Genomic DNA, 15,810 nt, shown 5'->3' with positions numbered 1-15,810 from the left:
CGCAACAACCAGCCGAAAGAAGAGGCCCCCACATGTCCTCCAAGCCGCCCCTCCCCCGCCGGACGCCCCAGCACACCTCCGCCACCACGGCCACCGCCGCCCACGTCCCGGTTCCGCCCGGCGGACTCCCGGGCTCGGCCAAGGTCCAAGAGGCCCTGGACGCCCGCGACGCCCTCGCCGCCGCCCTGTCCCGGGCCGGCATCCAGCTTCCCGCGATGGATGTCCGTACCCCGTGGGCCGACGCCCTCCGCGAGGACGGCACACCCTCCCCGTACGGCGACGGCGGCGAGAACGCCCACGACCACACGCAGCCGACAACAGAGCGGTCCGGCGAGATCCGTTACGCCCTCGTCCACCTCGGCGTGTGCTCCGCCCCCGTGGCCCACGCCCTCGCGACGGCGATCACCAACGGGCTGGCCCGGTGACCGAGGACGGCGTCCCCGGCGTCGGGGTTGCCGTCCACGACAGCGGGAGCGGGCGGGTCGGGCTCGTGGCGGGCCAGCGGAGCCCGTACGTCCTGCTCCGGCCGCTCGGCGGAGGCCGGGAGTGGGAGGCCGATCCGGGGCACCTACGACCGCTCAGCCGGGCCGAGTTCCTGAGCGCGCAGCTCGCCGAGGTCAACGCCCGCAGCCGACAGCCGCACCACTTCTGACCTCGGCGGCCGCCACCGGTGGCGCGCGCCGGGAGGGGTCCTCTCGGCCTCGCGTTCGAAAAGCCTCGCCGCCTGTCATACCCCCGTCCTACGATGAGAAGGATCATCTCAGCGGCCCGCCGGGCTTCCGTTCCGCGTCAGCGGACTGAAGAGGACATGCCCCCACCCGCACGAGTCATTTCGTGCTGCCTGGGGGCAATTCCTTGCTGTTCCGCGAGTCCGCCGCGTCCGTCGCCGCCCGCAACCTCGAAGGTTCGCTGACGCTGCATCTGATGGAGAACTTCAAGCACGCGCACGGCCGTAGTGCCGGGGACTCCGAGGTGCGCTCCTGGAAGCGCAGCATCCCCGCCCTCACCGGGGCGCTGCTCGACGCGGGGCTCGGCGAGGTCGAGATGCTCATCGAGTACTCCCTGCCGCTGACCAGCAAGCGTGCCGACGTCCTGCTCGCCGGGGTGCACCCGGTCACCGGGGAGCCGTCGTACGTCGTGGTCGAACTCAAGCAGTGGAGCAAGGCCTACGCGGAGGAGGACGAGCCGCTGCTCTGCCGGATCGACGCCTACCCGCGCCCCCTGCTGCACCCCATCGAGCAGGTCCGGGGCTACGTCTCGTACCTGCTGTCGTTCAACGGCGCTCTGGAGCGGATCCCGGAGTCGGTCGCCGGAGTGGCGTTCCTGCACAACGCGAAGGAAGCCGACATCAGCCCCCTGCGCGAGGTAACGGGAGACATCCAGGGGTCCATGTACACCGCCGAGCAGCGTGGCGCATTCCTCGACTTCCTGCGTTCGCGGCTCGCCCCGAAGTCCGGGGCGCACTCCGCCGACCTCCTGCTTCAGGGGAAGGTACGCCCCTCCAAGCAGTTGATGGCGGTCGCGGCGGCCGAGGTCCGCGACCGTGAGCAGTTCGTGCTCCTCGACGAACAGCGGGTCGCCTACGAGCTGGTGCTCTCCGCCGTGCGCAGGGCGAAGCGGTCGAACCACAAGCAGGTGGTCGTCGTGACCGGTGGGCCGGGCTCGGGAAAGAGCGTGATCGCCCTGTCGCTCCTCGGCGAGCTGTACCGGCGCGGCGTGACCGCCCTGCACGCGACCGGGTCCGCGTCGTTCACCAAGACCATGCGCAAGGTCGTGGGGCACCGGAAGCCCGAGGTGCAGAAGTTGTTCATGTACTTCAACAGCTTCATGGACGCCGAGCCCAACGATCTCGACGTCGTCATCTGCGACGAGTCCCATCGGCTCCGCAAGACTTCCGCCAACCGCTACACCAAGGCCGAGCTGCGCACCGGCCGCCCCCAGGTCGCGGAACTGATCGAGGCCGCCCGCGTACCAGTGTTCCTGCTGGACCAGCACCAGGTGGTGCGCCCCGGCGAGATGGGAACCAAGGAGCAGATCAGGGCGGCCGCCGCCGCGATGGGCCTGGACTGCGTGGTTGTGGAGCTGGACAGCCAGTTCCGCTGCGGGGGCAGCGACGCGTACGTGAAGTGGGTCGCGAACCTGCTGGGGCTGGAGGGCGACGGGCCCGTGGCGTGGGAGCCGGACGGCAAGGTGGAACTGCGGACCGCCGAGAGCCCGCAGGAGCTGGAGGACTTCCTGATCGCCAGGCGGGCGGAGAAGTACGGGGCGCGCATGGCGGCCGGGTACTGCTGGAAGTGGACGACGAAGATCACGCCGGAGATGTCCGCCCTGCCCACCGACGTCGTCATCGGTGACTGGGACCGGCCGTGGAACCTGTACGGCGACCGCTCCGTGCTCGGTGCGCCGCCGGCGCCGCTGTGGGCGACCGATCCGGCCGGGTTCGGTCAGGTGGGGTGCGTGTACACCGCCCAGGGCTTCGAGTACGACTGGTCGGGCGTCATCATGGGGCCGGACCTGGTGTGGCGGACCGACCGGTGGGTGGTCGACCGTACGGCGTCGAAGGACCCGGTCTTCACCAAGGCGACCCCGGACGCCGACGTGGCGCGGCTCATCCGCAACACGTACAAGGTGCTGCTGACCCGGGGCATGGTCGGAACGATCATCTACTCCACCGACCCCGAGACCCGGGAGAAGCTGCGCTCCCTCGTCAGCCCGGAGGCCGTGGCGAAGGACCTGGCCGCCGTCTGACCCGGGGCGGTCCCGGGATGGCGGGATCATTGGTCCGCTGTCGTACCCACGCCATACGATCGGACCACACCACCTGCCATCAGCCCGCCGGAGAGTGAGACCGCCCATGGCCCAGCAGCCGCCCCTGCTCCGCGATGTCATCGACATCAAGGAGTCCCTGTCGACCTCGGACTTCGTTCTCCGGCTCTCGGAGGCGACGACCCCGGCCGGCGCCGAGGGCGCTCTGCGGGACTACGTGGTCACGGAGCGGCTGCGGGACAACTTCGACGAGGCCCTGGGCCTGATCAAGGCGGCGCTGGACGGGCACACGTCGAAGGCGGCCTATCTGCACGGTTCGTTCGGTTCGGGTAAGTCGCACTTCATGGCGGTGCTGCACGCCCTGCTGAGCGGCAGCCCCGCCGCACGGGCACGGGTCGACCTCGACCCGGTGCTGTCCAAGCACGAGTGGCTGGGCACTGACGGGAAACGGTTCCTGCTGGTGCCCTACCACATGCTGGGGGCCAAGGCCCTGGAGCAGCGGGTCCTCGGGGGCTATGTCACACACGTGAAGAAGCTGCACCCGGAGGCCCCGACTCCGCAGGTGTACCGGACGGACGCGCTCTTCGACACCATCCGGTCGCTGCGGGAGCGCAACGGGGACCGTTTCATCATCGACGGCCTCGCGCCCTCGGAGGCCACCGGTGGCGACGAGGACGACGAGTGGGGTGAGGCGTTCGCCTGGCAGCCGGAACTGCTGGACACCGCGTTGGCCGCCGAGGAAGTGCACGAGTCGGGTCGTGCGCTGAATCTGGTGAGTCCGTCGACGCCGGCCGAGCTGCGCGCCCGGCTGGTGGAGGACGCGAACGCGCATCTGCTGCCGGGCTTCACGAGGAGCGCCGCCGAGGACGAGCACGGGTTCGTGTCGCTGGACGCGGGCCTGTCCGTCATCGCCGAGCACGCCAAGTCCCTCGGGTACGACGGGCTGATCCTGTTCCTGGACGAGCTGATCCTCTGGCTGGCGACGCTGATCCACGACCAGAAGTTCGTGGCACGCGAGGCCAGCAAAATCACCAACTTCGTGGAGGGCGGCGACGCACGGCGTGCCGTGCCCGTGGTGTCGTTCATCGCACGCCAGCGTGACCTGCGCGAGCTGGTGGGCGAGGAGGTTTCGGGGGCGGCCGAGTCGTCCATCCAGGACACACTGAACCTGGCGTCCGGGCGCTTCGACAAGATCACCCTGGAGGACCGCAACCTGCCCCAGGTGGCGCACGCGCGGCTGCTGACCCCGAAGGACCTGGAGTCGGCGGCGCTGGTGAACGCCGAGTTCGAGAAGACGCGCAAGGTCCGCCAGGAGGTGTGGGACACCCTGCTGGGCTCGGACCGGGGGGCCGACGGAGTGGGGGCCGACGAGGAGAGCTTCCGGCTGACGTACCCGTTCTCCCCCGCCTTCATGGACACCCTCGTCCACGTCTCCTCCGCCCTCCAGCGCAACCGGACGGGTATGAAGCTGATGGGGCAGCTGCTCGCCGACCACCGGGACGAGCTGCGGCTCGGGGACCTGATCCCGGTGGGAGATCTGTACCCGTTGATCACGGCCGGTGGCGACAAGCCGTTCACCGACAGCCTGAAGGTCGTCTTCGAGGCGGCCGACAAGCTCTACCGCACCAAGTTGCGCCCCTACCTGCTCGGCACGCACAACGTGTCCGAGGAGGACGTCGAGCAGTACACCCACCGGGGCCCTGACAGCATCGCCGACCCGGAGCTGAGGGGTCGGGTGAAGATCTTCGTCGGGGACAACCGGATCGTGGGCACCCTGCTGCTGTCGGCGCTCGCGCCCAGCGTGCCCGCGCTCTCCGACCTCACGATCCGTCGGCTGTCCGCGCTGAACTACGGGTCCGTCGTCGCCCCGATCCCGGGCCGCGAGTACGGCATCCTGAAGAACAAGATCGCGGAGTGGGCGGGGCGCTTCCCGGAGATCAAGGAGACCGGCACCGACACGAACCCGGGTGTCCGGCTCGAACTGACCGGTGTGGACGTCGACTCCGTCATCGCCAACGCCAAGGTCAACGACAACCCGGGCAACCGGCAGGCGCTCGCCAAGCGACTCCTGTCCGAGGAACTCGCCATCGAGCACGGCCAGTTGACGAATCGTGTCAACTTCGACTGGCGCGGTACGAGCCGCAGCGCGGAGGTCCTCTTCGGTAACCTCGCCGACGAGGAGGAGCTGCCCGACCACGACCTGTCGCCGAACGAGGACGGTCTCTGGCGGATCGTCGTCGACCTCCCGTACGACGAGGGCGAGTACGGACCCATCGACGACGTCAACCGGGTGCGACGGCTCCGGGAGAAGCAGCAGGACGGCGAGCCGTGGCGCACGGTCGCCTGGCTGCCGGCCCACCTCTCCGCCCAGCGGTACACCGACTTCTGCCGGCTCGTCGTCATCGACAAGGCACTCTCCGACGAGCAGCGGTTCGACAGCCAGTACGCCGGTCATCTGAACGCGGACAACCGCGCCCGCGCCAAGGGGCTGCTGGAGACCCAGCGGGAGTCGCTTCTGAAGAACGTGAAGGCCGCGTTCAAGCAGGCGTACGGGCTGGCGGAGAAGAAGCCCACCGATGTGGAGCTGGGCTTCTCCGAACACCTCCAGTCGCTGCGTGACATCGACGGGCTGGTCTTCTCCTTCGGTCAGTCGATGCGGGACGGGCTGCGACACGTGGCGGGCAAGCTGCTGGCCGATCAGTTCCCCGAGCACCCGGACCTGGACCCGGACCACACCGGCATCCCGTTGAAGGCGGCCGACGCCCGCAAGGTCTTCACCCATATCCGGGCGGCGGCGGAGGCTCGCGACCACCGGACCGAGGTGCCGGCCGCGGACCGGAAGCTGCTCCAGCGCATCGCGGGGCCGCTGCGTCTCGGTCAGCAGAAGGAGGCGTACTTCGAGCTGTCGCTCTTCTGGGCCGACCACTTCCGGCAGCTCGCGCGGGAGCGTGGGGTGGCCGGTGACCTCTCGCTGATCACCCTCACCGACTGGACCGATCTGCCGCAGCCGCGCGGGCTGCCCGACTTCCTCACCCGGCTGATCGTGGCCGCGTTCGCGGAGATGGACGACCGGGTGTGGGTACGGAGCGGGATGCCGCTGGACCCTGCCCCGGAGCTGTCCCAGATCAAGGATCACGACGCGCTGCGCAGCCAGCCCCGGCCCTCCGAGCAGGACTGGGAAACGGCTCGTCAGCGGTTCGCCACGATCTTCGGGGAGCCCGCTCCCACGCTGCGGCGCGGTCGCATGGTCAACCAGTTCGCCCGCCAGATCGTCCAGGCTGCCCATGCCCACAAGGACTACGCGATCAGCCTGGTGGCGAAGCTGGAGGAGCACGGGGGATTCCTCCGGCTGGACAGCACCGACGAGGCCGCGCGGCTGCCTCTCGCCCGGCGGTCGGTCGAGCTGCTGCAGGCTCTCGGTCAGAGTGCGGGGCAGGGTGCGGCCGGGGCCAAGAAGACAGTGGACGCGCTGGCCGCCTTCGACCTCGGACAGGTGAGCGCGGACCGGTTCGGTTCCTCGATCACCCAGGCCAAGGACGTCGCCCGCGCCCTGACGGACACGTCTTGGACCACGCTGGAGCTGGCGGTCAACGAAGGGCCCGAGGGACAGGCCCTGCTGGACTCCCTGCGCAACGCGGCCGGGAGCGACCAGCGGACCATCGACCTGAAGGACGCCCTCACCCGCACGCAGCGCGAAGTGCTGGCGCTGGTGAAGCGCAACCGGGCCGCGGTCACTCCCCCGCCCCCGGTGCCGCCGGCCACTCCCGGCGCGGACCAGGTACCGCTCGACACCGGGACCAGCCATCCACCCGTTCCCACTGACCGGGTGGCGGAGCCCGGCCCTAGCGGCTCGCGGAGCCGACGGTCGGGCGGCGGGCGCACGACCGCGGCACGGGCCGTGGCCGAGCTCCAGGCCGAGATCGCCGACCTGGCGGCCCGTGAACCGGGAACCGCGGTCGAGATCACCTGGCGGGTCGTCGAGTCATGAGCGTCACGAGCACATCGGCGATCGCCCGGCTGAACGTCGCCACGATCACCCAGTACCTGTCGTCCCAGACATCGCTGGCCTCGTCCCTCACCGGCGCCGGGCGACGCCGTGCCGTCCTCCTGCGTTCCGCCCCCCAGTGGGACGGACCGGCCGAACCGGTGTGGGGCGAGGGCCGTACCGCCCGCATCTCCACAGCCCCTTCGCCACTCGCCGTACATGAACTGCTCCTGCAACACCTCGGTGAGCCGCTCGAGAACAAGACGGACTCCGCCACCACCGCGGACTCCGTCGGCCCCGCCGTGCTCGTCATCCTGACCGACCGCGAACAGAGCGAACTCGACCCCGCCATCCTGGCCCGCGTCCACAAGAAGCGCATCGACACGCTCGACAGCTGGGATGTGGTCCGTGAGGCGTTCGGCGCCGAGCAGGTCGACACGCGGCTCCGGCATGCCAACTGGGCTGCCGAGGCCCTCCTGGACGCCACCCCGCCCGGCGGCTGGCCTCCGTTGGCGGGCGGTGTGCTCTCCCGGCGGAAAGCCCTGTCCGCCCTCGCCCTGCGCCGACTGCGGCTCGGAAGATACGACACCGAGTCGGGTGGGCCGACGTACCGCGTCCGGAGGACGGACGATGCCCTGGACACCCACGCCCTGCTGAGCTGGTCCCTGAGCCCTGGTGGCCCCGGTCGGCTACTCGAACTGCGCGGCCCCGAGCGTACGGGGCTGAGACAGTTCCTGGGGGAGGAGGACCAAGCAGGACTTGCCGGACAGGCTCTCCTCGCCCTGGTCGAGGCGGAACACGGCGAGGATGCGGTGGCCTTCGGGCTGGTCTGCGCCGCGTTGTGGCAGCACGCCTCTCCGGACGCCGAGGTCTACCTGGCGCGGGGCCGGGCCGAGCGATGGTTCGGAGAGCAGTCCCTGGCCACGGGGGAACAGCTCGACCACCTGGCGTCCGCCTTCGGTCGTGCTTGTGAGGACTACCTGGGCGTCCTGTTGACCGCCGCCGCACGGAGCGGGGGCTCCGAGAGCGAGGAGTCACGGGAGGCACGTCGGATCGGCGACACCGTTCTGGACCGGGCCACTTCACTCGTCCGGCAGTTCGGGGCGGAAGCCGCCGCTCAGGCGAGCCCGCTCCTCCCGACCGGTCTGGAAGCCCGCTTCGCCGCCGTGGGGCACGTCCTGGAATCGGGGCGGACCAGCGCTCTCACGGACGCCTTCCGGAACCTGGAGGAGCACCGGCGGGCCGTTGATCCCGAGGCGAGGATCCGGATCCGGCGGGCCAGGATGGGCGGGCGCCTGGCACAGTGGCTCGCCGGTGAACCGCCCACCGCGTGCGACTCGACCGGCGCCGGAATAGAGCGCCACCTCGCGGAGACCGGGTGGGTGGACCAGGCGTTGGAACACATCGAGGCCGGCGGCGACCCGGACCCCGCACTTCGGTCCGCGTACGACAAGCTCGGTGCCCGTGTCCGCGAACGCCGCCATGAAATCGACCGGGACTTCGCGCGGTCGCTGGCCACCTGGACCGCGGCGGGCACACCTCCCGGCTCCATGCTCACGGTGGAGACCTTCCTGGACCGGGTGGTGAAGCCCATCATCCGCAGCTCCGACGGCCGACGTGTCCTCCTCCTCGTCCTGGACGGGATGAGCGCCGCGATCGCCACCGAGCTCGGCCAGGAGCTGCGCTCCACGTGGGCCGAATTCGATCCGGTCAAGGACGGCGAACCGCACCGGCGGGCCATGGCCGCCGCGCTGCCGACCCTGACCGCCGTCTCCCGCACCTCTCTGTTCGCGGGCCGCCTCATGAAGGGCACCCAGGCCGACGAGAAGAGGCTCTTCCCTCAGCAGAAGCTGTGGGGCGGTGCCCCGGCGGCCGTGTTCCACAAGGACGACCTGCGCACGTCGAGCGCCGGAGAAGTGTTCGGCCCCGCCCTCGGCGAAGCCCTCGCCGACGGACGCACCCATGTGGCTGTCGTCCTGAACGCCATCGACGACCGGCTCGCCAAGGAGCAGAAGCTCGGCGACGGGACCTGGCGCGCCTCCGACATCCCGGGCCTGGTCGAACTGCTTCGGGTGGCGGCGGCCCAGGGCATGGCCGTGCTCCTGACCAGCGACCACGGGCATGTCGTGGACCGGCGCGGCACGAAGGTCGATGCGAGTGTCCCGGAGTCGGCCCGCCACCGTCTGCCCGGCGGGACGCTGTCGGCGGCTGAGGTCTCGCTGAGCGGGCCTCGGGTCGTCCGGCCCGATCCCGGTGGGTCGATCGTCGCCCTGTGGGACGCGGATTCCCGCTACACGGCGCTCAAGGCCGGCTACCACGGCGGGGCGTCCCTCGCGGAGTTCACCATCCCTGTTCTGGCCTTCCTGCCCTTCGGAGCGACACCCCCGAAGGAATGGCGTGAGCTGGGTGACCAGCGGCCTCCATGGTGGTTCCTGGACGAGCGAGCTCCGGCTCCCGTACCGCCGTCTCCCGGTACCGCCCCTCCTGCGAAGAAGCCGGGCCGACAGGCCCCGTCCAAGACCCAGGCGGAGCTGGCGCGTACACACGACTCGCTGTTCGATGTCGTTCTGGTCCCGGCCGAGGAGACCGGGGACGCCTTGGTCAGGACGGAGCTGCGCACGCAGACCGAGATCCTGGTTCACCGGCTGTTCGGGTCGGCTGCCTTCCAGGACCAGGTCGAGCTGCTGGCCCGGAAACCGCGCGAGCGCGAGCTGGACCGGTTCCGGCAGGCGGTCCAGGCGCTCGTCGATGCGGGCGGCACCCTGCCCGTGACAGCCCTGGCCCAGCGCGTCGAGTTTCCGGTCACCCGTGCGGACGGCTTCGCTGCCGTCCTGCGTCAGCTGCTCAACTACGACGGCGTACAGGTCCTGGAAACTCTGCCGGACGGGCGGACCCTGCGGTTGCACCAAGGGCTCTTGCGAGAGCAGTTCGAGCTGAGCTGAACGGGAACGTATCGGGGCTGTGCATAGGCAGTCGTACCGCGTGCCATCGTGCTAGCCTCGATTTCAGGGACGTCTCCAGAAACTGACGCCCGGTTCGCCTCAGGCCCCGCGGAAGCGGGGCCTTTGTGCTGCATGGGGGAAGATCGGCACAGGCTGGTCCGACGCGTCAGCAGGTGTGCTGGTCAGGCGCCCAGCAGTGCTTATGGGCGACGCGGGGAGCCACGTACGACCAGAGCGTCTCATTGGCTCGGCGCGCCCGCGGATCGCCGTCCTGCCCACTGACCAACCGACGGTGCAGATACGCGATCAGGTCCGCCGCCTGCAGCAGCCTGCTCGCCTTCGAGGGTGCGAAGTGGATGGTGTCCACGAGACACGGCAGTTCGTCGCCCACACTGCCGCCCACGGCAGTCTGCTGGTAGTCACGGAAACGCCGTCGATGGTCGTCCGCCCCGTCGATCTCGTCGGCGATCACCAAGGCCAGCTCATCCCGCACCTGCACGTGTTCGCAGATCTCTTCCAACAGCTGCCGCAGAACAACTTCGTGCGGCGAGGGACAGACTCCGGGACCGAAATGGCTGCTGCGATGGGGCCGCAGGTCGAGCCCCCGCACGATGACCCGTACGTCATGCGCACCGATCGCCTTCATGGCATCCGCGTAGACACCGATGCGGGCGCGCACCATGTTGTGGCCCTTGTTTCCCATCCGCGTCCAGTCGTCGCGGGCCTGCACCAGTGCGTGACCGTGAAGTTCAGCATGACGGTCCACGGGATAGTGGTCCGCTGCCTTGGCCACGACGGAGTCGAGTGCGCGCTGCAAGGGACGTAGATGCTTCTCCGCCACGACGAGAGCGACCATCCAGTAGTGGTCCCGGTCGTATGACTCATCGACATAGGTCAGCAACACAACGTGAGTGTTTCACACCGGCACCGGCCGTGAAGGAGGGGGAGACAGCCCTCACGGTACGGCCCCGGGTCCTGATCATGCCGGGTGAGAGACTGGGCCGGTGAGTTCAGCGAAACCGAATCCTCCCGCCTCTGCCGCCCGCCGTCGCACCGTGATCGATGCGCTGCGGCGCGGGGCCGTACCGGACAGCGGACTCGACCTGCTGGCCACTGGACTGGACCGTTTCGCTTCCGCGCTCGACGGCGAACTGGACGCGGTCGCATCGGGCGGGGCCGTGTTCAAGGCGGTGCGCGGCGAATACGGGTCGGGCAAGACGTTCTTCACCCGGTGGCTGGGCGAGCGGGCCAAACGCCTGGGCTTCGCGGTCGCCGAAATCCAGGTCTCGGAAACCGAAACACCGCTGCACAAGCTGGAAACCGTCTACCGAAGGCTCACCGAGCGGATGGCCACGGCCAGCTTCCCGCCGAGTGCGCTCAGGCCCATCGTGGACGCCTGGTTCTACGCCCTGGAGGAGGACGCCCTAGCGGCCGGTGCAAGCGAGGACGAGCTGGCCCGTGAGGTCGAGGACCTGCTGACGACCCGGCTGGCCGAGGTCTCACGGCACGCCCCGTCCTTCGCCACCGCCCTGCGCGGATACCGGGCGGCCCTCGCCGAAGGCGATGAAGCGACAGCGGCAGCCGTACTCGCATGGCTGGGCGGCCAGCCGCATGTCGCCGCGGCTGCCCGGCGGTCGGCCGGCGTCCGGGGCGACCTCGATCACTTCGGTGCCCTCGGCTTCCTCCAAGGCCTCCTGACAGTGCTGCGCGACTCCGGGCACCGTGGACTGTTCGTCGTGCTCGACGAGGTGGAAACGCTCCAGCGGATCCGTTCCGATGCCCGGGACAAAGCCCTCAACGCGTTGCGCCAGCTCATCGACGAGATCCACTCGGGCCGCTTCCCCGGCCTCTATCTCGTGATCACGGGTACGCCCGCGTTCTACGACGGGCAGCAGGGCGCGCAGCGCCTGGCCCCGCTCGCCCAGCGGCTGGCCACCGACTTCACCACCGACCCGCGCTTCGACAACCCGCGGGCCGTACAGCTGCGCCTGCCCGGTTTCACCCAGGAATCCCTGGTCGATCTGGGCGTGACCATCCGTGACCTGTACGCGGCGGGGGCTTCGGCCCCCGACCGCATCGTGTCCGTCGTCGACGACGCCTATGTCGCCGAACTCGCCCGAGCGGTCGGCGGTGCACTCGGCGGCAAGGTGGGAGTGGCACCGCGGCTCTTCCTGAAAAAGCTGGTCGGAGACGTCCTCGACCGGGTCGACCAGTTCGACGACTTCGACCCCCGCCGCCACTACCGGCTGACTGTGAGCAGCAACGAACTCACCGACGTGGAACGGAACTCCGCAGCCGGCCACTCGGCGGACGACATCGAACTGGACGTGTGATGGGGCAGCCACCGGTGTCCGAGGATCCTGTGGACCGCCTGGATCCGGTGGTCCTGCACCATGTGGTGAACACACTGGGCTGGCCGGACCTGCGCCCGCTGCAGCGGGCGGCGATCCGACCGCTGATGGACGGTGAGGACTCCGTTCTCCTCGCTCCCACAGCGGGCGGGAAGACGGAAGCGGCCTGTCTGCCGATCCTGTCAGCCATGTCGGAGCAACACTGGTCCGGCACATCCGTGCTGTACCTGTGCCCGCTCAAGGCACTGCTCAACAACCTCGTGACGCGCATCGACGGCTACGCCCAGTGGCTGGGGAGACGAGCCGCCCTGTGGCACGGAGACACCAAGGAGTCGCAGCGGCAGCGCATCCGTGCCGACCGACCGGACATCCTGCTCACCACTCCGGAGTCGCTGGAGGCCATGCTCATCGGCGTGAAGACCGATCACGCGCACCTGCTGGGAGATGTGCGAGCGGTTGTCGTGGACGAGGTTCACGCCTTCGCGGGTGACGATCGTGGCTGGCATCTGCTCGCGGTGCTGGAACGACTGGAACGCGTTACCGGGCGTCCGATCCAGCGAATCGGGCTTTCGGCGACCGTCGGCAACCCGGAGCAGCTACTCACCTGGCTTCAGGGATCGGGGGCGGGAAAGCGGCCGGCTCGCGTGATCGCGCCCGGTCCCTCCGCGATCGGCCCGGCGCCGACAGGCGAGGTGGAACTGGACTACGTCGGTTCGCTGGAGAACGCGGCCAAGCTCATCGCCACGTTGCACCGCGGCGAGAAACGGCTCGTCTTCTGCGACTCCCGACGACAGGTCGAACAGTTGGGAGCAGCCCTGCGTGAGCGGGAGGTGACCGTGTTCCTGTCGCATGCCTCGCTCTCGGCGGAGGAAAGGGCCAGATCGGAGCAAGCCTTCGCCGAGGCCCGGGACTGCGTCATCGTGTCCACCTCGACACTGGAACTGGGCATCGACGTGGGTGACCTGGACCGTGTGATCCAGATCGACTCGCCCAGCAGCGTCGCCTCGTTCCTCCAGCGCATCGGACGCACGGGAAGACGTCCGGGCAGCACCCGCAATTGCCTCTTTCTCGCTACCCGGAAGGACACGCTCCTTCAGGCGGCCGCGCTGCTCCTCCTGTGGAGGAAGGGATGGGTGGAGCCGGTGATCCCGCCGCCCGAGCCTCGCCATCTGGTCGCCCAGCAGTTGCTCGCGGTCACGCTCCAGCAGCAGCGCGTCGGTGACCGGTTGTGGCCGATGCAATGGAATGGTCTGGTGCCCTTCGACGCCTCGGCGACGCCAATCCTGCGCCATCTGGTGACGCGGGGCTTCCTTGACGAGGACGACGGGCTTCTCTTCATCGGCCCCGAGGCGGAACGGCGCTTCGGGCGGCGTCATTTCATCGAGCTCACAGCGTCCTTCACCGCACCGCCTCAGTTCACCGTCCTCGCCGGCCGTACCGAGATCGGGCAGATGGACCCCTCGGTGCTGACCGAGGAACGCCCCGGGCCCCGTCGGCTCCTGCTCGGTGGGCGTAGCTGGCAGGTAACGTTCATCGACTGGGCCCGCAAACGGGCCTTCGTCGAACCGGCGGACGGCGGCGGGGTCGCCAAGTGGAGCAGTGGTTCGGTCCTCGGCCTCTCGTACCACCTCACCCGTGCGATGCGCACGGTGCTCATCGGGGAGGATCCTCCGGTCTCCCTCACCCGTCGTGCCGAGGTCTGCCTGGCCGGCTGGCGGGAGGACGAGGCCCCTTCACTCGTACACCCGGCTCGGACCTTGGTAAGCCGTCAGGGCACGGACGTCCGTTGGTGGACCTGGGCCGGCTACCGTGCGAACGCGACCTTGGCGGCGACGCTGCCGTCCATCGCCGATCCCGTCCAACGCCCCACGGACTGCTACGTACGCCTGCGTGAAGACCTGACGCAGGAAATGTGGCGGGAGAGCCACGAGGCCGCGAGCGCTAGCCCGGCCCTCGTTCTTCCGGATGTCGATCGCCGCGCCGTACACGGACTCAAGTTCTCCGCTGCCCTGCCCGAACGGCTCGCGGTGGCCACGGTCGCCGCCCGACTTGCTGACTTCGAGGGAGCCCGCGCGGCCTTGCATGAAGCGGTGCTGTTCCACCACGGCTTCACGACATGACGCTCCCCTCCAGTCGACCGGTCTTCAGCACACGCCTAAGTTTGTCGAGCCAAGCAGTTCATAGCCGTTCGCTGTCCGCCCTTGCCCCTGCTTCTCACTAGATTCTCCTCTATAGAGAAGAATGGGTCTTAGTCCTGAACGAGGTCCTCAGGCGCGGACCGCGCCAGATCGCCGAGGGTCGACAGGGCGCGGGAGAGGGTCGCCGCGGTGGGCGAGGCCAGGCCGAGGCGGATCGCCTGGGGGCCACGGGGGCGGCCGACGGCGAACGCCGCCGCCGGGGTGACCGCGATGCCGTGCCGTGCGGCGGCCGCGACGAAGGTGTCGGCGCGCCAGGGGCTCGGCAGCTCCCACCAGAGGTGGCAGGAGAGGGGATCGCTGCGGGTGCGGAAGTCACCGAGGTGGGCCCGCGCGATCTCCTGGCGCGCCATGGCCTCCCGCCGCTTGGCCCGTACGAGCAGGTCGACAGCACCGTCCGCCTGCCACTGGCACGTCGCCTCCAGCGGAAACCGCATCGGCGCCCAGCCCCCGGAGCGCACGGACGCGGCCACCCTCCCCACCAGCGCGGCGGGAGCCACGGCGAACCCTAGGGACAGCCCCTGGGGACAACCGCTTGGACACGCTGTCGACGAGCACCGTCCGCTCGGCGGCCCGCGACGCGAGAGGCGGCAGGTCGCCCCGGAGGAAGGCCCAGACCGCGTCCTCGACGGCATGGACGCCCGAGGAAAGCAGCACATCGGCCAGACGGTCCAGCCGGCCCGGGGGCATGGTGAGGGACAGCGGGTTGTGCAGAACAGGCTGTACGTAGACGGCATGCAGCGGTTCGGCGCGGTGCGCTTCCTCCACCGCTTCGGGGATCAGCCCCTCCGCATCCATGGCCAGCGGCACGAGGGTGACGCCGAGCCTGGCGGCGATGGCCTTGAGCACCGGATACGTCAGCTCCTCGACGCCCAGCCGCGCGCCCGGCCGGGTCAGCGCGGCGATGGCGGCGGAGATCGCCTGACGGCCGTTCCCGGCGAACAGGACCCGCTCCGGGAGGGGCCGCCAGCCACCCCGTGCGAGCAGGTCCGCCGCCGCCTCGCGAGCCGCGGGAGTGCCGTCGGGGCCGACCGGCCGGAGCACCGACTCCAGCCGCTCGGGGCGCACCAGCCTGTCGAGCCCGGCGGCGAGCAGCCCGGCCTGCTCGGGTACCACGGGATGATTGAGCTCCAGGTCCACCCGGCCGACGGCTGGTTCGGACAGGGCGGGGGCCGGCGCGGGCGCACCGGGGGCATCGCGCACGAACGTGCCGCGTCCCACCTGGCCGACGGTGAGGCCCCGGCGGGCGAGTTCCTGGTAGACCCGGGTCGCCGTGGAGTTGGCTATGCCGTACCGCCGGGCGAAGTCCCGTTGCGGAGGCAGCCGTTCCCCGGGCTTCAGCCGTCCGGCGGCGATCTCCCGCGCCACCGTGTCGGCAACGCTCCGGAAGTCCTTCACGGACCCCACCCCCCCCCCGTAGTGAACGGCACCGAAACCTCAGTGAGCGGCATCGGAACACATCATTGCACCGAGTGCAATGTCCAGCATTGAACCGAGCTAAAGCGCGAACCTAGACTCGCATTGCCCCGAGTCGCACCAGGAGCAATCCCGGTGCTGCCGGTGCTGCCCCG

General features: G+C 69.8%; 8 protein-coding genes and 1 pseudogene. 7 read left to right on the top strand and 2 right to left on the bottom strand.

The annotated features are described in order from the left end of the window. Positions 1 to 32 precede the first annotated feature (32 nt). The 5 genes from ACZ5WC_RS12025 (at position 33) to pglZ (ending at position 9,693) form a co-directional block, all read left to right on the top strand. Positions 33 to 425 carry a hypothetical protein gene (locus tag ACZ5WC_RS12025; RefSeq protein ID WP_468540682.1) on the top strand — a complete coding sequence of 131 codons (393 nt, stop codon included), beginning with the start codon at positions 33 to 35 and terminating at the stop codon, positions 423 to 425. After that, positions 422 to 652, top strand: coding sequence for a hypothetical protein (locus ACZ5WC_RS12020; protein WP_468540681.1), 231 nt, complete (start codon positions 422 to 424; stop codon positions 650 to 652). The genes ACZ5WC_RS12025 and ACZ5WC_RS12020 overlap by 4 nt, the downstream gene beginning before the upstream one ends. A 203-nt stretch (positions 653 to 855) precedes the next feature. After that, on the top strand, positions 856 to 2,748 hold the full coding sequence (locus tag ACZ5WC_RS12015; RefSeq protein WP_468540680.1) for a DNA/RNA helicase domain-containing protein: 1,893 nt from the start codon (positions 856 to 858) through the stop codon (positions 2,746 to 2,748). Positions 2,749 to 2,854: 106 nt separating this feature from the next. Beyond that, positions 2,855 to 6,754: a BREX-2 system ATPase PglY gene (pglY, locus tag ACZ5WC_RS12010; RefSeq protein ID WP_468540679.1), complete on the top strand. Its 3,900-nt coding sequence runs from the start codon at positions 2,855 to 2,857 to the stop codon at positions 6,752 to 6,754. Continuing rightward, entirely contained in the window at positions 6,751 to 9,693 is a 2,943-nt protein-coding gene (pglZ, locus tag ACZ5WC_RS12005; protein WP_468540678.1) for a BREX-2 system phosphatase PglZ, read from the top strand. The genes pglY and pglZ overlap by 4 nt, the downstream gene beginning before the upstream one ends. Positions 9,694 to 9,859: 166 nt before the next feature. Here pglZ and ACZ5WC_RS12000 read toward each other — a convergent pair whose 3' ends face one another. After that, positions 9,860 to 10,597 carry a DUF3800 domain-containing protein gene (locus tag ACZ5WC_RS12000; protein WP_468540677.1) on the bottom strand — a complete coding sequence of 246 codons (738 nt, stop codon included), beginning with the start codon at positions 10,595 to 10,597 and terminating at the stop codon, positions 9,860 to 9,862. A 100-nt stretch (positions 10,598 to 10,697) separates the two neighbouring features. Here ACZ5WC_RS12000 and brxD point away from each other — a divergent pair, with 100 nt between their 5' ends. Both brxD and ACZ5WC_RS11990 read left to right on the top strand, forming a co-directional pair. Continuing rightward, positions 10,698 to 12,026, top strand: coding sequence for a BREX system ATP-binding protein BrxD (brxD, locus tag ACZ5WC_RS11995; protein ID WP_468540676.1), 1,329 nt, complete (start codon positions 10,698 to 10,700; stop codon positions 12,024 to 12,026). Further along, positions 12,026 to 14,164 (top strand): DEAD/DEAH box helicase, encoded by a 2,139-nt coding sequence (locus ACZ5WC_RS11990; RefSeq protein WP_468540675.1) that lies wholly within the window; start codon positions 12,026 to 12,028, stop codon positions 14,162 to 14,164. The genes brxD and ACZ5WC_RS11990 overlap by 1 nt, the downstream gene beginning before the upstream one ends. Positions 14,165 to 14,292: 128 nt before the next feature. On the opposite strand, the pseudogene ACZ5WC_RS11985 reads toward ACZ5WC_RS11990, so the two are convergent. Continuing rightward, positions 14,293 to 15,637 (bottom strand): annotated as a pseudogene (locus ACZ5WC_RS11985) (aminotransferase-like domain-containing protein). Between the last annotated feature and the right edge of the window lie 173 nt (positions 15,638 to 15,810).

It is taken from the genome of Streptomyces sp. NPDC033165, assembly GCF_055577965.1.
This window is presented reverse-complemented; position numbering and strand designations above follow the sequence as displayed.